Annotated in this window: 29 protein-coding genes; 10 read left to right on the top strand and 19 right to left on the bottom strand. The window is 58.1% G+C overall.

Annotated elements, in window-relative coordinates; genetic code table 11:
- The first annotated feature begins 31 nt into the window (after positions 1–31).
- Positions 32–1774: an ABC transporter ATP-binding protein gene (locus tag ACFC5L_RS15545; RefSeq protein WP_375203465.1), complete on the top strand. Its 1743-nt coding sequence runs from the start codon at positions 32–34 to the stop codon at positions 1772–1774.
- Positions 1775–1927: 153 nt separating this feature from the next.
- On the opposite strand, the gene ACFC5L_RS15540 is transcribed toward ACFC5L_RS15545, so the two are convergent.
- From ACFC5L_RS15540 to ACFC5L_RS15520, 5 genes are all read right to left on the bottom strand, one after another.
- On the bottom strand, positions 1928–2623 hold the full coding sequence (locus tag ACFC5L_RS15540; RefSeq protein WP_375203466.1) for a fused DSP-PTPase phosphatase/NAD kinase-like protein: 696 nt from the start codon (positions 2621–2623) through the stop codon (positions 1928–1930).
- Positions 2624–2628: 5 nt separating this feature from the next.
- Positions 2629–2862 (bottom strand): DUF4170 domain-containing protein, encoded by a 234-nt coding sequence (locus ACFC5L_RS15535; RefSeq protein WP_375203467.1) that lies wholly within the window; start codon positions 2860–2862, stop codon positions 2629–2631.
- Between the two features lie 20 nt (positions 2863–2882).
- A complete protein-coding gene (locus ACFC5L_RS15530) occupies positions 2883–4226 on the bottom strand; it encodes a TldD/PmbA family protein (protein WP_375203468.1) in 1344 nt (447 codons plus the stop codon).
- Between the two features lie 604 nt (positions 4227–4830).
- Positions 4831–5484, bottom strand: a complete 654-nt coding sequence (locus tag ACFC5L_RS15525; protein ID WP_375203469.1) for a glutathione S-transferase family protein — start codon at positions 5482–5484, stop codon at positions 4831–4833.
- Between the two features lie 3 nt (positions 5485–5487).
- A complete protein-coding gene (locus ACFC5L_RS15520) occupies positions 5488–6222 on the bottom strand; it encodes a glutamine amidotransferase-related protein (RefSeq protein ID WP_375203470.1) in 735 nt (244 codons plus the stop codon).
- Positions 6223–6283: 61 nt separating this feature from the next.
- On the opposite strand from ACFC5L_RS15520, the gene ACFC5L_RS15515 reads away from it, so the two are divergent.
- Positions 6284–7060, top strand: a complete 777-nt coding sequence (locus ACFC5L_RS15515; RefSeq protein ID WP_375203471.1) for an enoyl-CoA hydratase — start codon at positions 6284–6286, stop codon at positions 7058–7060.
- A gap of 13 nt (positions 7061–7073) precedes the next feature.
- Here the strand turns inward: ACFC5L_RS15515 and ACFC5L_RS15510 are convergent, their stop codons facing one another.
- From ACFC5L_RS15510 to ACFC5L_RS15490, 5 genes are all read right to left on the bottom strand, one after another.
- Entirely contained in the window at positions 7074–7400 is a 327-nt protein-coding gene (locus tag ACFC5L_RS15510; protein WP_375203472.1) for a hypothetical protein, read from the bottom strand.
- Positions 7401–7443: 43 nt separating this feature from the next.
- Positions 7444–8436: an amidohydrolase family protein gene (locus ACFC5L_RS15505; protein WP_375203473.1), complete on the bottom strand. Its 993-nt coding sequence runs from the start codon at positions 8434–8436 to the stop codon at positions 7444–7446.
- Positions 8437–8508: 72 nt separating this feature from the next.
- On the bottom strand, positions 8509–9189 hold the full coding sequence (locus tag ACFC5L_RS15500; protein WP_375203474.1) for a cytochrome b/b6 domain-containing protein: 681 nt from the start codon (positions 9187–9189) through the stop codon (positions 8509–8511).
- Positions 9182–9703, bottom strand: a complete 522-nt coding sequence (locus tag ACFC5L_RS15495) for a c-type cytochrome (protein WP_375203475.1) — start codon at positions 9701–9703, stop codon at positions 9182–9184. The genes ACFC5L_RS15500 and ACFC5L_RS15495 overlap by 8 nt, the downstream gene beginning before the upstream one ends.
- A 149-nt stretch (positions 9704–9852) precedes the next feature.
- Positions 9853–10119, bottom strand: coding sequence for a PGPGW domain-containing protein (locus ACFC5L_RS15490; protein WP_375203476.1), 267 nt, complete (start codon positions 10117–10119; stop codon positions 9853–9855).
- 272 nt (positions 10120–10391) lie between these two features.
- On the opposite strand from ACFC5L_RS15490, the gene ACFC5L_RS15485 reads away from it, so the two are divergent.
- Positions 10392–11945 carry a UbiD family decarboxylase gene (locus tag ACFC5L_RS15485; protein ID WP_375203477.1) on the top strand — a complete coding sequence of 518 codons (1554 nt, stop codon included), beginning with the start codon at positions 10392–10394 and terminating at the stop codon, positions 11943–11945.
- Positions 11946–11967: 22 nt separating this feature from the next.
- On the opposite strand, the gene ACFC5L_RS15480 is transcribed toward ACFC5L_RS15485, so the two are convergent.
- A complete protein-coding gene (locus ACFC5L_RS15480; protein ID WP_375203478.1) occupies positions 11968–13059 on the bottom strand; it encodes a toll/interleukin-1 receptor domain-containing protein in 1092 nt (363 codons plus the stop codon).
- Positions 13060–13943: 884 nt separating this feature from the next.
- On the opposite strand from ACFC5L_RS15480, the gene ACFC5L_RS15475 reads away from it, so the two are divergent.
- From ACFC5L_RS15475 to ACFC5L_RS15455, 5 genes are all read left to right on the top strand, one after another.
- Positions 13944–14417: a hypothetical protein gene (locus ACFC5L_RS15475; protein WP_375203479.1), complete on the top strand. Its 474-nt coding sequence runs from the start codon at positions 13944–13946 to the stop codon at positions 14415–14417.
- A 130-nt stretch (positions 14418–14547) separates the two neighbouring features.
- Positions 14548–15621 carry a helix-turn-helix transcriptional regulator gene (locus ACFC5L_RS15470; protein ID WP_375203480.1) on the top strand — a complete coding sequence of 358 codons (1074 nt, stop codon included), beginning with the start codon at positions 14548–14550 and terminating at the stop codon, positions 15619–15621.
- A gap of 167 nt (positions 15622–15788) precedes the next feature.
- On the top strand, positions 15789–17072 hold the full coding sequence (locus tag ACFC5L_RS15465; RefSeq protein WP_375203481.1) for a pilus assembly protein TadG-related protein: 1284 nt from the start codon (positions 15789–15791) through the stop codon (positions 17070–17072).
- A gap of 5 nt (positions 17073–17077) precedes the next feature.
- Positions 17078–17557 carry a TadE/TadG family type IV pilus assembly protein gene (locus tag ACFC5L_RS15460; protein WP_375203482.1) on the top strand — a complete coding sequence of 160 codons (480 nt, stop codon included), beginning with the start codon at positions 17078–17080 and terminating at the stop codon, positions 17555–17557.
- Entirely contained in the window at positions 17554–17979 is a 426-nt protein-coding gene (locus ACFC5L_RS15455; protein ID WP_375203483.1) for a TadE/TadG family type IV pilus assembly protein, read from the top strand. Before ACFC5L_RS15460 ends, ACFC5L_RS15455 begins: the two co-directional genes overlap by 4 nt.
- On the opposite strand, the gene ACFC5L_RS15450 is transcribed toward ACFC5L_RS15455, so the two are convergent.
- Positions 17976–18824 (bottom strand): ATPase, encoded by an 849-nt coding sequence (locus tag ACFC5L_RS15450; protein ID WP_375203484.1) that lies wholly within the window; start codon positions 18822–18824, stop codon positions 17976–17978. The genes ACFC5L_RS15455 and ACFC5L_RS15450 overlap by 4 nt on opposite strands.
- Before the next feature lie 125 nt (positions 18825–18949).
- On the opposite strand from ACFC5L_RS15450, the gene ACFC5L_RS15445 reads away from it, so the two are divergent.
- Complete coding sequence (locus tag ACFC5L_RS15445) at positions 18950–19072, top strand: hypothetical protein (RefSeq protein WP_375203485.1); 123 nt, start codon at positions 18950–18952, stop codon at positions 19070–19072.
- Positions 19073–19371: 299 nt separating this feature from the next.
- The gene (locus ACFC5L_RS15440; RefSeq protein WP_375210774.1) at positions 19372–19518 is read left to right on the top strand and encodes a hypothetical protein; all 147 of its coding nucleotides are present in this window, start codon (positions 19372–19374) and stop codon (positions 19516–19518) included.
- 48 nt (positions 19519–19566) lie between these two features.
- Here the strand turns inward: ACFC5L_RS15440 and ACFC5L_RS15435 are convergent, their stop codons facing one another.
- The 7 genes from ACFC5L_RS15435 to ACFC5L_RS15405 all read right to left on the bottom strand — a co-directional run bounded on the left by ACFC5L_RS15435 (position 19567) and on the right by ACFC5L_RS15405 (position 25968).
- On the bottom strand, positions 19567–20325 hold the full coding sequence (locus ACFC5L_RS15435; protein WP_375203487.1) for a sugar transferase: 759 nt from the start codon (positions 20323–20325) through the stop codon (positions 19567–19569).
- Positions 20326–20455: 130 nt separating this feature from the next.
- On the bottom strand, positions 20456–22231 hold the full coding sequence (locus tag ACFC5L_RS15430; protein WP_375203488.1) for an ABC transporter ATP-binding protein: 1776 nt from the start codon (positions 22229–22231) through the stop codon (positions 20456–20458).
- On the bottom strand, positions 22232–23143 hold the full coding sequence (locus tag ACFC5L_RS15425; RefSeq protein ID WP_375203489.1) for a hypothetical protein: 912 nt from the start codon (positions 23141–23143) through the stop codon (positions 22232–22234).
- Positions 23133–25067, bottom strand: a complete 1935-nt coding sequence (locus ACFC5L_RS15420) for an asparagine synthetase B family protein (protein WP_375203490.1) — start codon at positions 25065–25067, stop codon at positions 23133–23135. The genes ACFC5L_RS15425 and ACFC5L_RS15420 overlap by 11 nt, the downstream gene beginning before the upstream one ends.
- Before the next feature lie 2 nt (positions 25068–25069).
- Entirely contained in the window at positions 25070–25498 is a 429-nt protein-coding gene (locus ACFC5L_RS15415) for a lasso peptide biosynthesis B2 protein (protein WP_375203491.1), read from the bottom strand.
- Positions 25485–25754: a lasso peptide biosynthesis PqqD family chaperone gene (locus tag ACFC5L_RS15410; protein WP_375203492.1), complete on the bottom strand. Its 270-nt coding sequence runs from the start codon at positions 25752–25754 to the stop codon at positions 25485–25487. The genes ACFC5L_RS15415 and ACFC5L_RS15410 overlap by 14 nt, the downstream gene beginning before the upstream one ends.
- Positions 25755–25815: 61 nt before the next feature.
- Positions 25816–25968, bottom strand: a complete 153-nt coding sequence (locus ACFC5L_RS15405) for a lasso RiPP family leader peptide-containing protein (protein ID WP_375203493.1) — start codon at positions 25966–25968, stop codon at positions 25816–25818.
- Between the last annotated feature and the right edge of the window lie 5 nt (positions 25969–25973).

Genomic DNA, 25973 nt, shown 5'->3' with positions numbered 1-25973 from the left:
CGCGAAAACAGGCCCACGCAAAGGAGCCCACTTGGCCGATCAGTCAACAGTTTCCCTCGCCCGGCGCCTGTGGCGGGATTATCTCGCCCGCTACTGGCCAGTGCTCCTGCTGTCCCTCCTGGTGATGGCGGTCTATTCGGCGGCGCAGGCGGGCTTTGCGTTCGCCGTAGAATGGATCACCTCTTCCGGGGAGGCTGGCGGACCGGCGCTTGAAACCGTGGGCAGGCTCGCCCCGGTCATCGTCATCGCGCTCGCGGGGCTTTACTCCGCGTCGCTTTACGTTTCGACGCGCCTGACTGCGAAAGTCTCGCTCTCTGTCCTTCGCGACATGCAGAACGACATGTTCGACCGGCTGACCGCCCTCGATTTCGCGCAATTGCGGGGCGAGGTTTCGGGCCAGCATATGGCGCGGTTCACCAATGACATGACGGTCCTGCGCGAAAGCCTTGCGAGGGGCGCCAAGGGCGTGCGCGACGCGGCGACGTTTGCAACGCTCTGCGCCGTGATGATCCATCAGGATGCGGTTCTGTTTGCGGTGGTCATCGCGATCTACGCGGTGGTTGGCGTCTTTGTCGGTTATATCGGCAAGAAGCTGCGTACATCGTCGCGCAAGGCGCAGGAACAGGCGGGCGATCTGACGGCGCTCATCGGCGAAAGCGTTTCCGGCGCGCGCATGGTGAAGACTTATCAGATCGAACCGCTGGAGCGCGCGCGGGCGAGCGCAGCGTTTGAGGACCGGCTGACAGTGCTGAAACGCATGGCCTATCTGCGCGCGTTGAACGAGCCGGTGATTTTCATGGCGGGCGCCGTGGCGTTCGCTGTCATGATCGCCGTTGTCGCCATGCGCATCGCATCAGGCGCGACAAGTTTTTCGGAGTTCACCGGGTTTTTAACGGCGCTCATCATGCTTTCGCAGCCGGGACGCAGCCTCGGCACGCTTTACGCGGTGGCGCAGGAAGGGCTCGCCGCCTTTGAACGGGTTTTATCCCTTGTGGATATGACGCCGACGATCCGCAATGCGCCGGACGCCTTCGATCTGCCGCCGGGGCCGGGCGCGATCCGGTTCGATAATGTCGCCTTTGCTTATGGCGACAATACGAAGGCGGTTGAGGGCGTCAGCCTCGATATTCCGGCGGGCAAGATGGTTGCGCTGGTCGGCGCGTCGGGCGCGGGCAAATCGACGCTGATGAATTTGCTGCCGCGCCTTTATGAGCCGACATCAGGCCGCATTCTGATCGACGGCGAAGACATTACGCAGGTGACGCTGCGATCTTTACGGGCGCGCATGGCGCTGGTGTCGCAGGAAGCGGTGTTGTTCAACATGTCCGCGCTGGAAAATATCGCCTTCGGCAAGCCCGGCGCGTCGCGCGCGGAAATCATTCAGGCGGCGGAAAATGCGGCGGCCAATGACTTCATCGCCCAATTGCCGAACGCCTATGACACCGTCCTGGGTGAGGGCGGCGCCAATCTCTCCGGCGGCCAGCGCCAGCGCGTGGCGCTGGCGCGCGCGTTTTTAAAAGATGCGCCGATCCTTCTCCTTGATGAGGCGACGTCTGCGCTCGATGCGGAATCGGAAGCGAAAATTCAGGACGCGCTGAAACGGTTGACCGCCGGTCGCACAACCTTCGTCATTGCGCATCGATTGTCCACGGTGAAGGACGCCGACATGATTGTTGTCATGGACAAGGGACGGATTGTCGAAACCGGAACTCATGATCAACTGGTGGAAAGCGGCGGCGCCTATGCGCGTCAGGCGGCGTTGCAATTGGCTTAGCTGCTTTTGAAAATGTGAGCTGAGGTTTTCCTCCCCCGCAAGCGGGGGAGGTGGCCCGAAGGGCCGGAGGGGGTGAATAGTTGCATGCCCCCTCCGTCAGCTTCGCTGACACCTCCCCCATAAATGGGGGAGGAGGGAGATCGTTCAATCACCTTACTCTCTTCTCAAAATAACTTCCGTCAGCAAGTCGCCCCAGCCCTTGGAATGGAACGTCGCTTTGACTTCCACCGGATCGTAGTCGCCGTCGACCCAGTCGAAAAACGCATCCACGTCGCTGAGTGAGATGTCCCTTTCCTTGGCATAAGCGATATAGCGCGCAAATGCGGCGTCGATGACGCCGGTTTTGCCGGCTTTCACATGCCCGTATTTGAATGAGAGCTGGTCGAGCGCTTCGTCGAGCGGGACGCCTTCGTGAAAAAACAGGAACAGCGTCGCCATCACGCCGGCGCGGTCTGCGCCGGACTTGCAGTGCATGATCGCAGGGTAGGTGATCTCGTCGAACAGTTTGCGCGCGCCATGGAGGATTTCCTTTGATGGCGCTTCGCGGGAATAGACGCGGAAATTGACAAGATCTAAGCCAAGGCGCTCACAAGCCTCTTCCTCAAGGAAAAGCTGGCCAGAGGGTTTCGGTCCGCGCAAATTGATGACGGTTTTAACGCCCTTTGCGGCCCAGCGTTCGAGATGTTTCGGCGACGGCTGATAGGTGCGCCACATCCTGCCCGGCGCGATCTCATGGGAATTGTCATAGACCGTGCGCAGGAATCCATGGTCGCGCAGCATCAGGTCGCGAAAGGCGCGTTTGCGGCCTTCCGGCGTTTCAAATTCTTCGCGGGTGAAGGGTTCGGCCACGCAGCCTAGAACTTCCCGTCGCCGTCGGGATCCAGGAGCTTGTGCATATGGACGATGAAATAGCGCATATGCGCGTTGTCCACGGTCTGTTGCGCTTTTGCGCGCCAGGCTTTTTCGGCCGCCGCGTAATTAGGAAACACACCGACCATGTCGAGTTTGTCGAGGTCGCGGAATTTGACCTCTTCCAGATTTTCAAGCTCGCCGCCAAAGACAAGATGCAGCAATTGTTTGTCGCTCATGAAACGCTCCGTCTATTTCTTCAGTCGCCCGCAATGGTCATCGACGGCGCCAGGACGCTCGGCGCGTTGACGGACCCGCGGATTTCAAGGTCGTTCGCGGGGATAAGACCCGCATACATTTCAAGGATATTGCCGGCGATGGTGATTTCGCTCACCGGATAGGCGATCTCGCCATTCTCCACCCAGAAGCCGGAGCAGCCGACGGAATAGTCGCCGGTATTGGGGTTCACCTGCGGCCCGAACATATCGGTCAGATAGAGGGCGTCTTTCGCATCTTTCAAAAGAGCATCGAAAGACACAGCGCCCGGTTGAAGCGTCAGGTTGGTCGGGCCTGATCCCGGCGCGCCGCCGGTGCCGCGCGTGGCGCGCGCATTGGTTTCAAGATCGAGCTGTGCGGCCTGCGCGCTATTGAGCAGCCATGCGGTCAGAACGCCGTCCTTGATGAGGTCGATGCGCCCATTGGCGACGCCTTCGCCGTCAAAGGGGCGTGAACCTGCGCCGCGGGGGCGATGCGGATCGTCGATGATATTGATCCCGTCGGCGAAGATTTTCTCGCCCATCTTGTTCTTGAGGAAGCTGACGCCGCGGGTGATTGCCGCGCCATTGGCCGCGCCGGCAAGCTGGGAGATGAGCGAGCTTGAAAGCCGGTTGTCGAAAATGACGGGCGCGGTGCGGCTTTTGATTTTCTTCGGACTGAGGCGGCGCACAGTGCGCTCGCCCGCGCTTGTTCCCACGGCGGCTGCGCTTTTCAGATCGCTCAGATGGGTTTTTGAATCATAGTCGTAATCGGTCTCCATGCCGTTGTCGTCCTTGCCGACGACGCTGACGGAGACGGAGTGGTTGGACCCGCCGGACTGGCCGAAAAAGCCGTGGCTGGTCATCAGCCATTTATAGCCTTCGCCATAGCTCGCTCCGGCGCCGGAGGAATTGACGATCCCTTTGACCGCGAGCGCGGCTTCTTCGCATTCGGCGGCGCGAGATTTCAGGACGTCGGTTGAGGGTTCGGCGAAATCGCCGAGATCAAGTTCAGGGAAGGGCGGCGTGGCGAGGCGGTCGGCCGGGGCGAGGCCGCACCATGGATCTTCCGGGGCGGCTTTGGCCATGGCGACGCAGCGCTCGGCGAGTTCCTGGAGCCCGGCGGCGGAGTGGTCGGTGGTTGAGACTGAGGCCTGGCGTTTGCCGATCAATACGCGGAGGCCGAGATCGGCGGCCTCGGACCGCTCGACGTCTTCAAGCTTGCCCATGCGCCAGGAGACGCCCGAGGAGACGGAGTGAAACAGGACCGCGTCGGCGGCCTCGGCCCCTTCGGCCTTGGCGTCCGCGATCAGGCGTTCGAGAATGGCTTGCGCTTCTTTGGTTTGCATGGGCCGGAGATAGTCGGTTGGGCGAGGCGAGGCAAGGCAAGGCGGATGAAGAATCAACCTCCCTTTTAAGGGGAGGTTCAGCGATCAGGCTATTTCTCCGACTATCCCGGCGAAGGCCGGGATCCAGCCCTTAAAATATGACGAGCTTCGCCCGACTTTATCATATTGCTGGGCCCCGGCCTTCGCCGGGGTGAACGGTTGGAGAGGATCGAGACATAATGATAGCTTCTCCAATCATGCCCAAGGTCTATTATTCATGGCGCCTAAAACGAGACGTACCCCTTCTTACTGATGAGGAGTACGCACCTATTGCTCGTGCTTTGGAAAACCGGATTACTGCGATCAGGGATTTTCGGTCGCAGACTGGAGCATCTTTAGTTGAAGCTCGAAAGGCTGATCCAGGTGGACAGATTGCACTTGATAAGTATGAGGATATCTGTGGAGTGCGCCTAGAACATCCGGATTTTCTCTATTCGGTTAGATTAAGCGACTATGGACGACCTTGTCCGCAATGTTCCAAACCATTTCGCACTCCGAAAGCTAAACTGTGCGCCTCATGTGGTTTCGAGTTGTCAGAAGGAAAGGTCGCTGGTCCACTGACCGTTTAACTAGCCGCCAGCTCCGCCTTTGCGCCGTCGCCCCATTTTTTCATGGCGGGCAGGGCGAACATCATGTCGCGATAGCGGGAAGCTTCCGGCGACAGGTCCAGCGGGCCATAGGTGACGAAGCGTGAGACCACCGGCGCATACATAGCATCAGCGATGGAGAACTTGCCGAACAGGAAATCGCCGCCGGAACCATAGCTCTTCCGGCACATGGTCCAGAGGTCATTGATGCGGTCGATGTCCCTTTGAACGCCGCCGGAGGTGGTGTGAGCGAGACCTTCGCGCAGGAACATCATCGGCCAGACATTGCGCAGGGCCGAAAAGCCGGAATGCATTTCCGCCGCAACGCTGCGCGCGATGGCGCGCGCTTTGATGTCTTCCGGCCAGAGCTGTTTTTCGGGAAAGAGATCGTTGAGATGTTCCGCAATCGCCAATGAATCCCAGACGACAAAATCGCCCCCGGACATTTTGTGGGCGAGAAACGGCACCAGACCCGAAGGCGACTTCTCATTGAGGATCTTGCGGGAATAAAGCTGGTCGAGTTTGATGTTTTCTTCCGTAAACGGAATGCCGGCATGGGTCATCAGCATCCATGGCCGCAACGACCAGGAGGAAAGGTTTTTATCGCCGATGGTGAGGGTCAGGTCGGTCATGCGTCACCTTGCATGTTGCAGAAAGAAATTCGCGATCCATTTGCCCATGAGCTTGCGGTCCGAACGGTTTTTGTAACTGGCGATGCCGGGATCGGCGCGGTCGGCGGGAATGCGGCCCTTGCGGAACCGCAACAGGGTTTCGCCATAGTCATGGGCGAATTCCGGATGTTGCTGGAAGGAGATCGCCGGGCCCTGCGCGAATTCCAATACGCCCATGGGACAGAATTCCGAACCGCCAAGAATGCGCGCGCCTTCCGGCAGTTCGGTCACCTGATCCTGATGGGAAACGGCGCAGGCGATGTGGTTCGACGGCGGGGCCATCCAGTCCGTTTGCGCCTTGATCGCATAATCATGAACGCCGACGCCCCAGCCCTTGTCGGATTTTTCCGCCTTGCCGCCGAAAGCATTCGCCATCAGCTGGTGGCCGAAACAGACGCCAACCTGCGGCTTGCCGGCTTTTGCGGTCTGGCGCACCAGTTCGGCGCAGGGCTCAATCCAGTCATAGGCGTCATAGACGCCGGCGGGCGAGCCGGTGATCAACAGACCGTCGAATTCGGAAAGCGCGGGCATGGCCTCGCCCTCATGCGCCCGCGTCGTCGAGAACGAAAAACGAGACGTATGCGGCGTCAACAGCCGCTGAAACATGGCGAAATAATCACCGAACTGGCTTTTTAACGGCTCCGGCGGTTCGCCGGTTTCAAGGATGCGGATCTGCATGGAGCGGCCTTCAAACTGCATCCTGTTCTTGATCCTTTGGCCCTGATTGCGTCAAGTCGCAATAATTGCGAAAGGCTGATTTATGACCGATCACATTTCCATCACCCAGGACGGCGCGATCCTCAAGCTGGGCTTTAACCGCCCGGACAAGAAAAACGCCATCACCGCGGACATGTACGCCGCGCTCGCCGATGCACTGGCCCGCGCCAGCGAGGATGACGGCGTCCGGGCGATCCTTTTTCACGCCAAAGGCGACGTCTTCACCTCCGGCAATGACATCGGCGATTTCATGAGCGGCGCCGGGGCCATCGCCGGCGGGGCGGAGATCCCTCCGGTCATGCGTTTCCTCGAAGCCATTGCAACGGCGGAAAAACCGCTGATCGCGGCGGTGCAGGGGCCGGCGGTGGGCGTCGGCGTCACCATGCTGCTCCATTGCGACCTGGTTTACGCCTCCGAAGCGGCGACCTTTCACACCCCCTTCGTCGATCTCGGCCTGGTGCCGGAAGCGGCGTCGAGCCTGTTGATGCCGGAGATCGCCGGTCATCAGCGCGCCGCGGAAATGCTGATTCTCGGCAAAAAGATCGATGCTGCGCGCGCGCGCGAGTTTGGTTTCGTGAATGAGATTGTCGCGCCGGGCGCGCTGGAAGACGCCGCCATGGCGGCGGCGACCAGCATCGCCGAAAAGGCGCCCGCCGCCATGAAGCTCACCAAGAAGCTGATGAAGGGCGACCGGTCGCCTGTGTTGAAACACATGCAGGAAGAAGGCCGCCATTTCGCGGCGCAGCTTCAGTCCGCTGAATTCCGCGAAGCCGGCATGGCCTTTATGCAGAAGCGCAAGCCGGATTTTTCAAAGCTTTGATGAAGACTGCTCATTATAAGTTGGTCAAGATAGCGACCGCGATGAATATCAAAGCCGAAACTACAGCAGCGTAATAGCTGATGACCATGGGCATTCGGATTCGATCCGCAAATGCAATTGATTTTTCATCTGCCAACGATTCGTAGCGCCGCGCTTGTGCATACTGAATAAGAGGAAAGGCGCTAATCAAGTCGCCGTTGCCGAGTAATGTCGGCTTGCCCGCATGTTCCCAAAGGGCAGGATGTCTCTTTTTGCTATCTTTGATGAAGACGAATGACGTAATGCTTTCCGCAATTAAGCAGGCAAGAAACAGTAAAAAAGATAGCCAGAATAAATTCATTCTTGATGGTCTGAGCTTCGAATAGGGAGAAAGTTATTTGCCCTTACTCCTCAAGCCTTAAGAATCGCACGGCGTTGTCGTGCAAAATGTCTTTCTTCTGTTCATAGGTGAGGAAAGGCGCGTCATTGATCGCGTTAATGCCTTCCTCGATCATGCCGGGCCAGTTCATCTGGTCCGAGCCGAACATGATGCGGTCGCCAAAACCGGCGCGGACAAGCTCTTCGAGAAATGCGTAATAATCTTCGCGCGGGGCCGCGAGTTGCAACACGCCTGTGTCCACATAAAGCTGCGGATATAGATAGAGCATGGCTTTCATATCGTCCGCAAACGGAAAGCCCGCATGCATGATATAAACGCGCAGATTTTGATGACGGTTGAGGATCGCTTCTATTTGCAACGGCGTCTGAACGCGGAAATCGGGATAGAGCATGGGCGCGCCCGGCGGGCCGACGCCGAGATGAATGCCGACCGGAATATCATGTTTGGCGGCGACGGCCCAATAGGCGTCGAAAGCCGGGTCGTCAGCGAGAATGCCGCGATACTGGTTTGTGACCTCGGCGAGCACCTGAAAATCGCCGTTGACGAATTCCGTCTCGATTTCCTCGGCGGAAACATCGTCGCGTTTGAGGCTGAGCTCGCGACCGGCGATAAAGAAGTCGGGAGCCGCTTCCTGCCAATCCACGATCCGGCCGGCGGGCCCGCTGAGCACACCCTTCATCTTGTATTTCTTCATGATCGCGATGGTCTGGTCACGGACTTCCTCATCCGTCGCCGGTCCCTGGATCGGATTTTCGCAAGGTGGGTCCGTCATCAGCTCGCCCATTTTCGCCGGCCAGGGCGTTTTCGGATCATATTGAAGGTTCGCGGCAACGCCCGGGCAGACGGCGTTGGGCGCCGGGCCGTTGCCGTCCGCCGGATAGGCGTGCAGGTGCATGTCGATGATCGGGCCCTTATAGGCGCGGGTGTCTTTGTCCCGCGCGGATGCGGCCGAGCAAAGGCAACAAAACGCCGCCAGCATGCAGATGATGGTTTTCATGGAACGCTCCCCCTTCTTTTCCATTGCCGAAATATTAGGGGGATTGGCGGCGGCGCGCAAATGCGCGCCGGCCTAAAGCTGCACTAGCGTCACGGCTGCGACCGCCAGCGCCGCGCCGATGAGAAATCGCGTGAGCGGAAACGGTCCGGCATTCGCCGTGACCGCGCCCTTGCGCCGTCCGGTCACCATGGTTCTGACGAGGTTGGTTTTCAGGGCGATGAAATAATAAGCGACGGCGGCGATGTGGAGGACGATCAGCGCCAGCAACACATTAAAGAAGAACTCGTGAAACTCGGCGGCCGCGCGCCCCTGTTTGAAGGAAATGAGGCTCGACAGCGGGCCGGATTCAATCCCGTCCACATCGACGGCGAAAAGACCGGCGGTAATCTGCGCTGTCAGCGCGGCGAGAAGGGCGATTACGCTGAGCGCGCCGAGCGGGTTATGCCCCGCCGCCGGCGTGTAGGGACGCTTCATCCTTGCGATATATGCAGTGATCGCTTTCGGGCCTTTGACAAAGTTTTGAAAACGCGCGGTGTTCATACCCGCAACGCCCCAGTAAAGGCGGAAGATGAGGAGCCCCATCAGCGTCAGGCCGAAGCGCCGGTGCCAGTCCATGGCGCCGTTTTCGGCGGACAGCCAGAGCATGGGAATCAGCGCGACGGTGGTCCAGTGAAAGAGACGGACGCTCCAGTCCCAGACGAGAGCGCCCGCAGCGGAACCGTCAGCCTGTGCGCCAGCCGCGGTCTCAGTCATCTTCGCGGAAGTCATCATGGCAGGCTTTGCATTGACCGCCGGTCGCCTTGAAAGCGGCGCCGATCGCTTCGACATCGCCGGTCTGCGCGGCGGCGTTCAATTCGCCCGCGGCGGTTTCGAATTTTGCTGCAATGGCGGCGAAGTCTTCCGGCCTTTCCCAGATGGTCGCGAGCGCATCGGTGTCGACACCGAGTGCAGGCGAGGTTTCAGCCGGGAACCAGTCGCCCACATTCGGGGCATGTTCGGCGATCAGCGCGGCGGAGCTTTTCATCGCGTCGAGATCGGGCGAGCCGGACTTCAACTGGTCGCTGATGGTTTTGAAGGAGTCGCCGATATCTTCCATGGCCTCATGGCGCATTTCGACCATTTCCTTGACCGTGCCGCCGCCCGGCAGAACTTTGCTTTCCTGTTCGCTCGAGACAGAAGCGCTGTCTTCTCCGCCGCAGGCGGCGAGGGCGAGAAGGGCGAATCCGGCGCCGAGCGTTTTGCCAAGCATTTTCAATGGGGCGGTCATGATCTCTCCTGTTAAAGCGGCCGCAAAAAGCCTTCCAGCGGAAGGGCGGCGTTTCTGGCAACAACGCAACCAAGCGCCGCATAGCGTAAAAAGCTCCTGCGGGCGGGTCAAATGAAACAGAACAACGATCCGTTCCGTTCTATTTTCGGTTATTCAGCCGGCGCGGGGTGGGTCTTGTCGATGGTCTTTTTGATGACCGGCGGCATGCGGTGGTGGTGGCGGCGAAGCTGCTCGTCGAGATTGGGCCATTTGCCGCGCATATGCCGGATCAGGCGCTGGACCGCCGGAATGTAAGGGGCGAGCAGGGCGAAGCCGATGGTGAGCATGATCAGGCCAAAGGGAATCGGCAGCGGCAGGACAATGAGACCCGCAACAACCAGCAATGATCCAAACACCTGATGTACGATCGGCAACATGGCCGAACAAACTCCCGAATACCCCTTTACATGGAACCCGGACCGTTCCGGGTGACGCAAACTGGGCGGTTTTGTCTTCGTGCGCCGCTATCCCGCGCCGCGCCTTGATAAGGTATGCTCCGGCGTCGTCACCGTAAAGGGGAGGCGCCAAAAATACGTTAAGCCGGGTGCTTACATTTTGGTGAACCGGGCGTTAACCGGGCTGAAACGAGGCAAAGGGGCGCCGATTGCGAAACCCGGCGTCCCAAGAGGGAAGTTTAAAGGGAAGTTTGATGACGAAACCGGTTCAGCCTTCAGCCTCTTTGCGTGAATTTCTGGCGCGGCTCGAATCAGCGGGCGAGCTTGTCCGCGTTTCGGAGCCCGTGGCGGTGAAGCTCGAAATGACGGAAATCCAGACGCGCCTCCTCGCGGAGGGCGGCCCGGCGGTGCTGTTTGAAAAGCCGGTGATGGATGACGGGTCGATTTCCGCGATGCCGGTGCTGGTCAATCTCTTCGGCACGGTGAAGCGCGTCGCCATGGGCGTGACGCTTGAAGGCAAGGCCCGCGAAACCGGCGCGGATCTGCGCGAAGTGGGGGAGCTGCTCGCCTTCCTGCGCCAGCCCGAACCGCCGGGCGGATTGAAAGACGCCCTTGAGATGTTGCCGCTCGCCAAGACCGTCATGGCCATGAAACCAGCGAGCCGCGATTGGGGCGCGCCCTGTCAGGAAGTGGTGAAGACCGGCGACGAGATCAATCTTGACGCGCTGCCGATCCAGACCTGCTGGCCGGGCGAGCCGGCGCCGCTGATCACCTGGCCGCTGATTGTCACCAAGGGCCCTTCCGACAAACGCGAGGACGATTTCAATCTCGGCATCTACCGTATGCAAAAGCTCGGGCGCGATAAAACCATCATGCGCTGGCTCAAACATCGCGGCGGCGCGCAACATCATGCGCGCTGGGGCAAGGAGAAACGCGAACCGCTGCCCGCCGCTGCGGTGATCGGCGCGGACCCCGGCACCATCCTCGCCGCGGTGACGCCGGTGCCGGACACTTTGTCGGAATATCATTTCGCCGGATTGTTGCGCGGCAAGAAAGTCGAGCTTGTCGACTGCAAGACTGTGCCGCTGAAAGTCCCCGCCGAAGCCGAGATCGTTTTGGAAGGCTATGTCTCCCTCGACGACTACGCCGATGAAGGGCCCTATGGCGATCACACAGGGTACTACAATTCCGTGGAGCGTTTTCCGGTGTTCACCATCACCGCGATCACCCACCGGAAAGACCCGATCTATCTCTCGACCTTTACGGGCCGCCCGCCGGACGAACCCTCCGTGCTCGGCGAAGCGCTGAACGAGGTGTTCATCCCGCTCCTGCAACAGCAGTTTCCGGAGATCACCGATTTCTGGCTGCCGCCCGAAGGGTGCAGCTATCGCATCGCGGTCATCAGCATGAAGAAGGCCTATCCCGGTCACGCCAAGCGCGTGATGATGGGCGCGTGGTCATACCTCCGCCAGTTCATGTACACCAAATGGATCATCGTCGTCGATGACGACATCAATGCGCGCGACTGGAAAGACGTCATGTGGGCGGTCTCCACCAAGATGGACCCGGCGCGCGACATCACCGTGATCGAGAATACGCCGATCGACTATCTCGACTTCGCCTCACCCGAAGCCTCGCTCGGCTCCAAGATCGGTCTCGACGCGACCGACAAGCTCCCGCCCGAAACGCACCGCGAATGGGGCGAGGAAATCTGCATGGATGAGGATGTCGTGCGACGCGTCGACGAGATGTGGGAGAGGTTGGGCCTGCCGGGGAGCGGGAAAGGGATTTGGGGGGTAGGCGGCTGAATTGAAGAGGCCGCATCAAAGATCAAAATGGAATGTCGTCGTCAAGTTCAGCGGTCACCTCGATAATTCTTCTGTCTTTAAACTCAAGCTGTTTTCCGGTCGCGTCCTCCAAGTAGCGCTTAAACCAATTGCCCCTATTATGAATTCCTACGCAATTGTAGAGTTGATCGTTGCGAGCATAGCCATCTAAAATCCTCTTGAATTCGACATCAGTTAATCTGTCCGTTGTCTTTGTTAAGCGGTCAAGCCCATCGATGGCATCGCTAAAATTAGTAGCCGTAATGAATGCCTCAATGAGCACCTCTTTCAGACGTCCTTCCTGACCAATTTCATTTATAAGTGCTTTTTGCACTTCAGTTGCAGCTAAAAAGATATTCTCCTTTTGGGCCTTTAGGGCTTGTTTTGATCCAATAAAACCTTGTGGGTCCCTTATCCCTAGTTTCACGCAAATAATGGGAATATTTTTTCCGAGAGCGAATCCGACTTCTTGGTTGGTCCACACGCTTTCGTGGAAATCATCGGTCAACAACACAAGCATAACTTCCATGGTCATCAGCCCATTTAGTATCTCGTGCTGCCATTCTCTCATTGGCTTAATTGCATCATGCGCAACAAACGAGCTGACTCCAAAAGGATCAAGTGCGCTTGCAAGAGTATGAGCAATTTCTTTATGTTCGTCTCGATGGCTTATAAATAGGCGCAGCGCATTCTGCCTCCAGAGCTCTATGTTTCTTGGTTCTACGCGCGCTTCCTTAGTAAAAGGGACTGCCGCTTGGCACTGCGGATCTCCCTCATCTATGGGTTTAAGAAAACATGCGCGAACGTACTCATTCTCAATTTCAGGTGTTGCCTTGTTCAGGTCATCTCTTACACGATTAAAAATCTCATCTTGGTTATCTAGATCAACCAAAGCCATCATTTCTTCAGGAACAAATACAAAAACGTCATGGCCATAGGTTCCGCCGTTCCAGCCATCGAACTCTGTTTCTTCTTCGATATAAACGCGACCTGCTTCAATCAAATCACGTAAATCGTTTTCGCCTTTCCGATCATAGTGTCCGCGTAACCTGCGGAATGCAGGAAGTATTTTGGGGATCAGTGCGAATTCGGACATTTTAGCATGTTATACGAAGATGAGCCGATGGAAAATATTTGAGTGGCGAGTGATATAAATGATTTCTAATATGACATTGTCATAGAGTTAGCGTACAAAATTTGATCTATTCTAAGAGGGCTAATTTCCCAACTTCCACCCTCTCCCCCTTGGGGGTGAGGGGGTTAAAGCCCCAAAACTGTCGTGACGCGCTTTAGCAAATAATCCTCGTTGAAAGCGTGTGATGCAACAACGCCCCCTCCGTCAGCTGCGCTGACACCTCCCCCGTGAACGGGGGAAGAGAAACTCCGTGTTTCAGGCAAGCTTCCTCTTCCCCCGCCCGCGCGCGCATGCGCGCAAGCGGAAATGCGGGGGAAGTACCCGCGAAGCGGGGGATGGGGGTGTTTTGAAAACCTCAAGGGGCGCAGGGGGCGGCGGCAAGTATAAGGCCATTCCGGAACCCGTGAATAAAATTTCACCACTTTTCTGACGGCCGTATACTGCGTGGCATGTTGTGTATTGAGGCGAGCCCCGCATGTCATCCCGGACGGCCGTCAGGCCGAGCCGGGATCTCAGCTCATCATCATGGCGACGGTTTATGGATCCCGGATCTGCGCGTCGGCGAGCCGCCGCTTGTCCGGGATGACGGGAAAAAGGTTTCTGAGCGGAAACCTCCAAATGGCGCCACATGCGCCGTAACGTCAGCAACTATGCGGGTCAAAAATGGCGGCGCCGCCGCCGCGCATCCGCCAAATCCATCACCAATTTTGATGATGCCGGGGGCGGCTTGATTCCTATGCTCGCCCTTGTCTTCGGCGCATCCGGGGGAGGGCCATTACGCAACCAACGGTTGATGCGTTGAAGACACCTGTTTGTTTATGACGCTCAAGGAAGGGATCTCCGACATGCGCAACGCCATTTCGATCTTTTTGACTTTTATCGCCGCGCTCGGCCTCGCGCTTGTCGCCGCCGGCGCCGCCCATGCCGGTGACGACGATGACGCGCCGGCGCTGACGCAACCCATGAAATTCGGCGACGCGGCCATGAGCTGCACCCAGATCATTGAAGAAGTGGGCGCCATGGAAGCGGTGCTCGGCGGCAATCCGTCGGAAGCGCTGATGGATGGTGAATATGTCGCGGGTCTCGGCACGGGGCTCGCGCAGCAGGCCGCGCTTTCCGCCGGGGCGGGCCGCGCTGTGGGCGCCATCGGCCAGGTGGGCGGCCTTCTCGGCCGGTCCTCGAAGAAGAAAAAAGAGCGCGAAGCCGAACAGCGGGCGATCGCGGAAAAGCGCTGGCTCTATATGGTCGGGCTCTATCAGGGCAAGACCTGTGACGCGCAACTGGCGGCTGCGGCCGTCGCGGTCGAGACGGCTGAATAAAGACGGAAACGCGCATCGCCGGTCGCGGCGATGCGCGCTTTCGCCAGCCCCCGCGACAACCCGGTCGTTGATCGCGTTCCCTCATTCGAACAAGATGACGGCGCTGTCCGTGTGTGGGGCCGGAGGGATTATGAGAACAGCGTTTATAGACCGCATTTACGAGGCGTCGTTCGTTCCCGATCTCTGGCCGGGAATTTTGAGCGAGCTGGCGGAAATGACGGAGTCAAAAGGCGGGCTCCTCCTTTCCACAAAAGAGAAGACTCTCAACTGGACTGCGAGCGACAGCGTTTACAGCGCCTTTGACGAATATCTGAAAGGCGGCTGGTTTCGCCGCTGCGGGCGGCGTGTCTGTCTCCTCGAAAAGGCGCATTCGAGTTTTCTGACCGAGCTTGATTACTGGACCGAAGACGAGATCCAGAACAACGACATCTATCAGGACTTCTTTTATCCGCGCGATCTCGGCTGGTCGGCCGGCACCGGGCTCATCATGCCGACCGGCGATCATATCGTGGTCAGCGTGGAGCGCACTCATGACCGGGGGCCCATTGAAGGGCCGTTCATCGAGACGCTGAATGAACTGCGCCCACACCTGGCGCGCGCGGCGATGATCGCGGCGCGCATGGGACTTCAGACCGCGACGACGGCGCGGGACGCATTTTCAAAACTCTCCGTGCCGGTGATCCTGCTCGACCTCAACGGAACCGGCGTCGAATCGAGCGGCGAAGTGGACACTCTCTCCGACGCGATCATGTGGGGCGCCAATGATCGCCTCGCCCTGAAAGACAGCGACGCAAATGAGTTGTTTCAGGCCGCGCTCGGTTCGCTCGACAAACGCTCGGCGGTGCAGTCCTTTGCAATCCGCAATGATGAAGGCCGCCCGGCCTATGTCGCGCATCTGGTGCCGGTCAGCGGCTCGGCGCATGATATTTTCGCCAAGGGCTACGCGCTGCTCGTGTTCAACCCGATCGATCTCAAGGCCCGCCCGTCGACGGACCTGTTGCGGTCCTTGTTCGATTTGACGGCGGCGGAGGCGAGTGTTGCGCGCGAGCTTGGCGCCGGCGTCCCGGTGGAGAAGATCGCCGAGAATGGCGGCGTTTCGATCAACACCGTGCGCACGCAGGTCCGTAAAATTATCGAGAAGACGGGTTGCAGCCGGATGCCCGAAGTGGTTTCGCTGATCTCGAATCTCACGCTGCCACACTAACGGCGATATTTTCAATTTTCACAGAGATTTCTGTATCCGGAATTACGCAGAAATTGTCCGGAAAACTTGGCGCGAATTCTCTGTTAAGTTGCTCCATTGCCTCAACACTCCGTCAAACTGTCCTGCCTACCCCTTGATTTGCGGGTGAGTGAAGAAGGACAAGAACAATGAGGCTCAATCCACTCAGAGCGTTCCGCGATTCTAAAAAGGGCTCGGTTGCAATTGTTTTCGCCCTTTCCGCGCCGGTGATTGTCGGTTTTTCCGCGCTGGGCGCAGAAGTGATGTACTGGCAATACACGCACAGGACCTTGCAAAGCGCGGCGGACGCGGCCGCGTTTTCCGGCGCAGCGCAGCTGGCGCAGGGCCGCGGACTTTCGGACGCAACGGCGGCTGCGTCCTACGCCGCCTATGAAACGGGGCTTAGCGCCGTGACAGCGGACACGCCGGTGGTCCAGTCGCCCCCGACTTCCGGCGCTTTTTCAGGCGATGCGCGTGCGGTCGAGGTTGTGCTGGTTGAGCGCAAGCCGAGGCTTTTCACGAAGATCTTTTTTACGTCTCCGACGGTGGAGATTTCAGCCCGCGCCGTCTCGCGTACGGCTGGTGCAAGGCCGGCTTGCGTCTTGGCGCTGAACAAATCTGCGAACAAGGCGGTGGGCTTCGCGGGCTCCTCGACCCTGGTGCTTGAAGGATGCGACGTGGCGTCGAACTCAATCGCATCAGACGCCATCGATTTTCAGGGCGCGACGCAGGTGACGACAGAATGCGCGTCCGCCGTAGGCGGTATAGACGGCGCCGGCGGTTCGTTGACTTTGACGGACTGCGCTGCGCCTTACGCCGGCGCGCGTCCATTTCCCGACCCCTATGCGGGGCTGACCTTTCCGACGCCTGACACATGCGATCAAACATTGAAAGATGATCTCAGCGTGAGCCCGGGGACAGCGAGGACCGTGTCACCCGGAACAGTGACGACATACTGTGCGGGCAGCCCGAATGTCACAATCCAGGGCGACATCACCTTTGATCCGGGCATGTATATTTTCGATGGCGTCGATGTGAGCGTAAACTCAACGGCTACTCTGGTAGGCTCTGGCGTGACGATTTTTCTGACCGGCGGGGCGCAACTACACATGAATGGCGGTGCGGATGTTCAGCTTTCGGCGCCGACATCCGATCTGGACCCTTATCAAGGCGTCCTGATTTATGCCGATCCGGCGGATTCGAATATTGAACATGTTTTAAATGGCAACAGCGCCACATCGTTTACCGGCGCGCTCTATTTTCCAACCAGCGACGTTGTGTTTTCAGGCACCAATGATGAGGATCTGAATGCTTGCACGCTATTGATTGCTGACGAAATCGAATTCACCGGCAACAGCTTTTTCGGGTCTGACTGCGCCTCCATCGGCGTTGAGACGGCTGAAACGGCGCAAGTCGTTCTGATTGTGGAGTAAGGGCCATGACCGGGAAGCGTTTCATGAAAATGTTGCGGTGCTGGGTAAGCGATATTCGCGGCCTGGCGGCGATGGAGACGGCGTTTCTGGCGCCGATCCTTGTCCTCGGCGGTCTCGTAGTTTTTGATCTTGGGCTTGCCGGCACACAACGGCTACAGCTCGATCAGGCGCTGCGGGCCGGCGCCCAGGTTTCCATGATCAATGTCACGGATGAAAATGAAATCCTCGCCGCCACTCTTGCCGCGCTGGGAGAGGCTGAAGCAGGCTCCGTCATGGAGGACGGCATCTGTGCGCCGAATGCTTCCTGCATCAATGTCTCTTACGCCTGTGATTGTGGTGGAACGGCGTCCGTTTGCGATCAGCTCTGCGTGTCCTCAGGCGACATTCCTTCCGCTTATCTGACTATTGTCGCGCAGCGCCGTCATGAAGGTCTCCTCCTGCCGGATATGGGGCTTGAGACGCAGATTACGGTGCAGACCAGATGAGACGGTTTGTAAAACGCTCCTTCGGCCGCGACAACAGCGGAGCCTCCGCCGTTGAGTTCGCTATCATGGCCCCGGTGTTTTTCGGATTGATGTTCTGGTTTATGGACATCGCGTTTTCGCTATATGTCCGAAACACATTCACGCACGCCGTTAACACCGCGGCGCGCGACGTCTATCTCGATCCAGACCGCACGGATGCGGATCTGCAAGCGGCGCTCTCGTCACAGCTTTCGCGTTTCGGCGGCGATGTGACAGTAAACTCAACACTGGAAAGCGTCGGATCCATTGAATATCACACGATCTCGGCGCAGATGGTTTATCATTTCAAGTCGCCGCCCTTTAGCGGGCGGTCAGTGACGTTGAAAGCGGAAGGCCGTGCGCCGGTGATTCGGTATCAATTGGAGGAAACGGTTGAAGGCTAGCTTTTGGCCTTGACCGCCTTGTCCACAAGGTTGAGGAAATCTTCCGGGCTCTGGACTTTCTCAACGTCTCGGGCGGAAATTTTGACGCCCCAGTTTTTCGCAATCGCTTCGTAACGCGGCGCGCGCCAGTCGATGAGGCGCGCAAAGCCCCAGCGGATGAACGCGTCGGGGTCGACGTCGGATTCGGAAACGCCGGTTTCCCCAAGGTAATCGGCCCAGACTTGGCGTAAAAAATCTTCATTATAATACATGGGCTTGGGCGCCCGGTCGAAGCGCGCCTTAAGCGCGTCCTTGTGGGCTTCGTCGCCAGCGATATAGATGATGAGGCAACAGTCGCTGACAGCCTTCAGGACCGGGTCGCTTCTGTCTTCCGGATCCACGACTTCGCAGATTGATCCCGACGTGTCGCAGATGAATTTGTCATAGCCGTAGATCGTTCTGGCTTTTTCAATGAAGCGCGGCGTGTCGAGCATGGCGCGGATTTCCGCTTCGCGATGCTCGCGCTGACGGCGCACATATTCATCGAAGGGAATGCCGCCTTTGTCCGGGTCGCCCGGCTTGCCGAGATAGGTCGACAGGGGTTCGAGATTGTCGAAGGTGATGTTGGAGGAAATATAAATGGAATCGGAAAGAAGAAGCTCACGCAGGAGCGGCGCCTTCATCGCTTCGCGCTTGAAGTTGTCTTCAATCGCTTCGTCCATATAGCGCGTGCCGATGCGATAATCGACGGAATAGTGAAACCAGCGTTCATCGCCGCGCAGCATCGACGCGATCCGTGTCTTGCCGACGCCGGACATGCCGAGAACCGCTAATGGATCGCCGCGCTTATAGGTTTTCATCGTCATGCCGCTTGCTTTTCCCGCTCCCAGATAGCCGGTATTCATCCGCGGGCCAATTGTCTAGCCAGAAAGACTGAAGCTGCATTAAGCGTTGATGATCTTGAAAAAGCGTTTCGGCGACAACTTCGCCTATGACCGTCTGCGCGGCGGCGCTTCCTAATATCAACCACCGGAAAACGCATTTTTCGCCTTATGGAACGGCGGACCTCGCCAGTGTGCGCGATCTCAATGATTTCTCCATCCGGCGTTATTGACGGCGGTCAAGGGCGCCCCGCCGGCGCCCCTGTAGTATCAACGCATTCGCCACGCTGGCGGGAAGAAAAGGGCTGATCTGCAACGCGCTGAGACTCAAGACTTTTTTGCGGCGCAACATAGTTCAATGGTTTGTCAAGGCATTTTTGATAAACTTTCCAAACCATTTGTGTTAAAAGTGTCATTAATAACGGGAGGATAAAGACAAACCGTGAAGTCCACGACGACTGTACAGACTCTGTCTGGGTCGGCGCCTACAGGCGCGGCCGGGGATCAGGCTGTCGACAGCAGGACCGATAGTTTGTCTGGCAAGACCGCAAGCCAGGCCGAGCCCGCCGTTCAGGATGAAGAAAAATTGCCTCGCGGTCTGCGTATTGCGCTGGCTGTCGCGCTTGGCGTTCTCAGCTGGGGCGTGGTCTTTGCGGTCGGCCGCTGGATTCTTTTCTGACAATCAAAATTCGACTGACTTGATGATTCCGCCGGCCGGCGCGCTCGTTTATTTCGCGCCGGAACGTTCCAGCACGACTTTCGCCGTCCGGAAAAGAATATCGATATCCGTGACCAGGGAATGACGCGCGGCGTAGGATGCGTCGAGCGCGACACGCTGATCATATGAGGTGTCGCTGCGCCCGCTAACCTGCCATGCGCCGGTGATGCCCGGACGGCAAGACAGGTAATGTGTGAACTTGTCGCCATAATAACCGGCCTCGTCGCGCGTGATCGGGCGCGGTCCCACAAGGCTCATCTCGCCTTTCAGCACGTTGATGAACTGCGGCAGTTCATCAAGGCTGGTGACGCGCAATATCTTGCCGATGCGCGTGATGCGGGGATCATTGTCGAGCTTGCGTTCACGTTCCCATTGCTCACGAGCTTGCGGATTTGATGCAAGATAGGCTTCGAGCTTGGTTTCAGCGTCGACAACCATGGAACGGAATTTCAGGCAACCGAACATCTTGCCGCCAAAGCCAATGCGTTTATGGGCGAAAAAGACGGGACCGCCTTCAAGGCTGAGGATCGCAGAGATAATGAGCATCAAAGGAGAGAAAAACACCAGCGCGCCTGCGGCGCCTGTAATATCCAGCATGCGTTTGAAAACACCGCCGACTGGTTTTGAGGCTGTCCGTTGCATGGGCGGAACGCGCGCCTCGCGTTCCGATTTCGGCAGCGGATGAAGCGTGGCGATATTCGATCCGGGCGCCGATTCGTAAAATGAAATCGGCTGGAGGTTCGTGTTGGAACGCGACTGCAACGCCATGACAACCCCCGTTGTATCTAACCGTTATCACTGTAGATGCGTATATCTCGCACTGCAACAAAATTTTTATTGCAAAGCAGCAAAGTTCGAAAACAATTGCGATCCGGGCATTGACGGCGCCACGATAAAGCTAGGCGTTCGCGCTGCGCTCCAGCCTTGAAAGATAGCTTTCCGATTCGGCGCGCAGTGCGCCGGGCGAACCTTGTTCAATGACGGCGCCATCGTCCAGAATGACGACATGATCTGCCAAAGCGATCATACGCTGCCGATGAGCGATCATGACAATGGTCAGTTGCTGTTTCAGCGCCTCAAGAGAATTTGCGATAAAATTCTCATGCTCCCAGTCGAGGGCGCTGGTGGCCTCATCGAGAATCAGGAGCGAAGGCTTGCGTATCAGCGCGCGCGCGAGGGCAAGACGCTGGCGTTCGCCGCCGGAAAGACGCTGCCCGTGGGTTCCGACAATTGAATCGAGACCGTTGGCGAGGTCTTTGACAAGCGTTTCCGCTTGCGCTGCGCGAAGCGCTTCCCAAATTGCGTCTTCGTTTGCGTCCGGTGCGGCGAGCAGAAGATTCTCCCGGATTGTTGCATGGAGTAAAAAGGGGTCCTGGGGCACATAGCCGATTGACCGGCGCCAGGCTCTGACATCGATCTTTTCGAGGGGCGCGCCGTCAACCTCAATTCGCCCTTTGTCGGCGGTCAGCATACTCATCAAAATGTCGGCGAGGGTGCTCTTGCCGCTGCCCGTCGCGCCGGCGAGCGCAGTGATGCGGCGTGCCGGAATCTCAAAGCTGACATTGCGGACCGCCTGTTTTCCGCCCGGATAGTTGAAGCTGACATCCTTGATCGTAATTCCGGTCGCGATCTGTTGCGGCGGCCCCGATGCGTCGGCGAAGGTCTCGCACTCCCGCGCGGCGGCGTCGGTATAGGAGAGGACATTTTGAAGCGCGCTGACATTGCTGTTGAGGGTTTGCGCATGGGCCTGAAGCTGAAGCACTTTCGGGGCGAAACGAAAATAGAGAACAAGGATCGCCAGCGTTCCCGCCGCCGTCATCTGGAACGATGTCAGCGCCAGATAGACAATCGCGCAAAGCGCAAAGGCCGATGTGACCTGAATGATCACATTGACCCGCGAGGAAAGGCGCAAAAAGGAAATGACGGCGCCGCGCAGACCGGTCATGGAGGCGTCGAGGTTCTGTGAAAAACGGTCTTCTGCTGAATAGGCTTTTGACACTTTCATGCTGTCAAGAAAGTCGGAAATAATACGCGACTGCTCCCGGCGCGACTTTGTATAGATCTCGCCATGACGGCTGGCGCGCCGCCGGAGCGGGCGCAGGACAAGAATCAAAATAGCGCCAATCAGGGCTGACACCAGAGTCAGCCGCCACGAGATGAGAAGTGACAGAATGAGATAGATTGCAATCAGAATTGCTGATTTTATCAGTTCCATCAGCACAGTCACGCTTGTCTGAATGCGATCAATATCCGCTGTCAGCGCGTGATAGAGATCGGCGTTTCTGACGCCCGACAGGTAAGACCATTTCGCGTGAACGACGCCGTCGAAGAGCCGCAACCGAATATTCTTAACATAATCCTGCACGAGGCGCGCATTCGCCAGCGCTGATGCGTGCACAAGCAAAGCGCGTAGCGTTATGACGGCGACAAACACCATCAAAAAGGCGCCGAGGCCAATGGAAATCGCCGCGCCGGTCCCTGGAATAGTGAAGTCAATCGTGTTGGCGTCGGTGTTGATGAGGCCGATGAGCGGGATGAGAAGCGCAATGGAAAGACCTTCGCTCGCGCCGGTCAGCAACAGCAGGAATGCAGCCAGCCAGAACGCACCTTTCTGGTCGGCGCTGATATGGGCGGCAAGCCGCATGAGCGAGGAAGGAACGGCGCTTTCTTTCACTTATCCGTCCTTCAACAAAAGCGGTTCGATCTGATGCAGCGCATCGAGGCTCGACGGCGTCATCAGGGTTTTTACACTGATGCGCGTCGCAAGTTGTGTTACCTGAAGGAAGTGTTTTGCGCCACGTCCCGCCGCCATGGGCGCGTCTCCATATTTCAGCATATAGGAATTTTGCATCAGCTGATCCATCGCAGAATTGAATTCCAGCTGTTCAATCGCTGCGGCGTCAGATCTTTTGAGCGCATAGATTGCATTGACGGGCAGTCTTTGGGGCGGCGTTACCTGTTCCAGGCGCAATCGCTCTTTCGGATACGCGTAGCCGCCATTGGACAGGAGGCGCGCATTTTTTGGGTGAAAGCGCGCCAGGATGTCAGGCCCGAGTTTTACCGCCGGATAGCCGGCGAGCGCCATGGGCGCCGTTGGATCGTCAAGGTCGATGACGATAAGGTCGTCGCTGAACAATTGATGGCCGCTGGTGAGGAGCGAGGCCGCCGTCGTGGACTTTCCGGCGCCGCGATGGCCGACAAACACATTCAGCTTGCCGTCCATGACAAGGCCGCTGCCGTGAATGACAAGATAGCCTTTATAGTGAAGGAGTGTCGCCATAATGGGGCCGAGCACGGGCAGGCCCAGCATTTCCTCCGCTGCGCCCGGATAAAGTGCGAGTTGAAGATGCATCGCGCCTGTAATTTCCGCCTGAACGACATTGGGAAAATCGAAGAACTGACAATCGGGCGAAAACTCCGTGAACTGTTGCGGCGCGCGCGCGCGCAGCAGCTTGTTGCAGCGCTCAATGACAATGTCGGGAGCCGCCGCCTGCGTTTCATCCATCTCCTGAAACGCAAAGTCAGAATGAATATGCTGCCCGAAGCATGTATAGGCGTGAGGCGGCGCTGTTGCATCAGTGGACATGAGCTGACGCCTCCCGGTGTTTGTGGAGCCAGGCGCCGAGTATGACGGCGCGCCAAAGTGCAAAAAGGGCAACGCCTTCGTGCAAATCGTCGCCGCCGCGAAACGCTTCAAACGTTTTCTGCAGCTTTTTCGTATCGAAATAAGGCGCGAGCAGTTCCGACTGATCGTAAACGGCGTGAGCGATGACGTCTTCGCCGCCGCCATTGCGCATGCTGCGGGCGAGATAGCTTTTGAAATTATATTTATTCTTTCGCATGGCGATTTCCTGCGGCAGGAGGCCTTTCATGGCCCGGCGCAGTATCGAACGGCCCAACCCGTTCCGCCATTTTTCCGATCCCGGTAAGGAGACGCAGAATTGAACAAGGTCGGCGTCCCAGAACGGGTAGCGGATTTCGACGCCGGCGCCCGAATATTGCTGGTGCAGCGTTTCCCGGCCATAGGCCTGCAGGGGGTCGGTGAGAAGCTGCAGGTGCTCACGCTGGGAGCGCGGCATGTCACGCAGCTCCGGCGATGGGCGCGGCGGTTGAAAGCGTTTGAACAGGATCGGATCTTTTTCGTATTTCGCCTGTACGTGGCGCGGCCAGAATTCTGAACCGAGCGGCCAGCCATAAGACTGGTTGCGAGATAACCGCCGCGCGGCCGCCTGACGAAGGCGCCAGACTGTTTTGGCGGCGGGGCCAAGCGAGAGCGTCAGCCAGAGATAGTAAGAAAGTTTATCGGAAGGCTTCAGGCCGAGCGATTCCATTTCAAGTTCGCGCCAGAGCGTGCCCCAGCGCCGGTTGTCGGCGAGTTCATACAGATAAGTCGAGCCGTGATAGACAACTTCATCGCCGCCATGGCCGTGCAAGAGGATATTTGCTTCAGTCTCTTCCCGCAATTTTTCCACCGGATTCATCGCGATGGCTACATTGGGCATCCAGAGCGGTTGGCTGTGTGCGCTCACCAGCCTGTCCAGTCCGGCGAAGGCGGCGACATTGCTGGAATCGACAACCAGTGTTTCCGACGTTGCGGGGAGCGTGCGCCATACGGTCTCCATATAGTCCCGCTCGTCAGGTCCGTTTTTTCCATCGAAGACGCTCGACAGCGCAATTGGCGGGCGCGCCGTCCCTTCCGAAAGCTGTTTGTGCAGAAGGCAGGTGATGGAAGACGAATCGAGCCCGCCGCTGAGCGAGGACGCAACCTGATGGCCCCCGCGCATACGTCTTTTGATGGCGGTTTGAAATCGGGCGAGAAACTCCTCGCATGGATCGCCGGAAAGCTGTTCCGGAGCTATGCGCCAGTATGTTCTTGTCTCGACGGCGCCATTTTTAAATATGAGGGCGCTTGCCGGAAGCAGCCGCCTTACACCCTGATAGAGGGTGCGATCTTCGTCGCGCGCAATGACGCTTGCGGCGTAGTCCTCAAGGATTTCTTCACGCAATCCGGCGCGCAGGGCGGGCGCCGCCTGCAATAGCGGCTCCATTCGCGAGCTGAAGATGAGCGCCTTGTCATGAACTGTGTAATATAGTGGGCCGAAGCCGATCGAATCCCGCGCGATCAGCAGCTGTTTTTCCGCCGCGTCCCACAATGCGAATGTAAAATTGCCTTTCAGCTTTTCGACGATGTCGAGCCCCCAGCGGTCATAGGCGGCGAGCAGGAGCGCCGCATCGCCCATCTGTTCCGCAAAACCCAGGGTCTCTTGAAGCATGGCGGTGTCGTCGAGCCGGCCCTCGATAACGGCGATGTTTCCCTTGTTGTCATGATAAAGCCCGTCCAGCCCCGCATATCCGGTCACGCTGGCGAGCACTCCATTGTCGAACAAATGCGAGGAAGCGTTCACGCCGGAAGGTTGAATCGCTGACAGCGCGTCGCGCCCGAACTTCGCCAGCTGTTCCTCAGGCCAGGGGGCGCCAGGCGCAGCACATATGCCAGCCAGGGCGCCCATGATCAGCGCATTCTGGCAAGCGGCGCATAACGCGAAAGCTGACGCTCTTCATTGCCGATAATGATGAGGTCGCCGCTTTTCAGCCACGCATGCGCTTGCAAGGGCGCGCCGGTTTCCTTGGCGACGCCGACGCAGATGGAAGATCCGTATGATTTGCGATCGAGGAGAAATTTCGCCGCCATGGAGCGAACGAGACATGTTGCGTGAGGGATAAACTGCGCCGCCTGATTGATCGCGACAGCCGTACGGTGCGCGAAGGCCGGCGAGGCGGGCGGCAGGGTTGCTTTTTGATCCTTCAGCAAGCGCTTGGCGGCGTTGTACCCGGCGACAGAAAGAGCGAGGCGAAAGAAAAGCAGACTGAACCAGGCCAGAACAACAAGCCGTAGGGAGCGAAATCCCGCGCCTGATGACGACAGTTTATGCTGGCTCATGAGTTTCCGTAATCAAGCCTGCGGCGACGAGATTGGTGACCAGCGCTGTCAGGTCGGTTTCGGCGCGCCCAGGTTCAACGTCATATTCCTCGGCAAGACCAGCGACAATGTCATCTTGTGATTGTCCGGCGCAAAGGCCGCGCCAGATGAATTCGCCGACGGAATTCAACGTATAATAACGGTTGGTTTGCGTATTTAAAATTGCGACGCCATCCGGAACCGGCGCCGCAACTACGCGATCGGGTACAATATACATGGCGCGACTCCGCTAAAACGCATACAACGGCGGAAAGCGCTGATCCCAAAGAGCCGTCGTGTTACGAGAACACGCCAGTCGGGATCGGATCGCCCGGTAGAATGACGGCTGGGAAATCAGCATCGGCGATCGTGCCGCCGGCAATGGCCAGCGTCACATCTTCGAACGAGCCGGCTTCTTCAAGCGCAGGCGTCTCGTAGGATTTCTTCTGCATAGCCC

The sequence above is a fragment of the Hyphococcus sp. genome (assembly GCF_041986965.1).
In the GTDB taxonomy this organism is placed as follows: Bacteria; Pseudomonadota; Alphaproteobacteria; order Caulobacterales; family Parvularculaceae; genus Hyphococcus.
The sequence above is the reverse complement of the archived record's forward strand: the minus strand, read 5'-3'. Positions and strand labels throughout refer to the sequence as shown.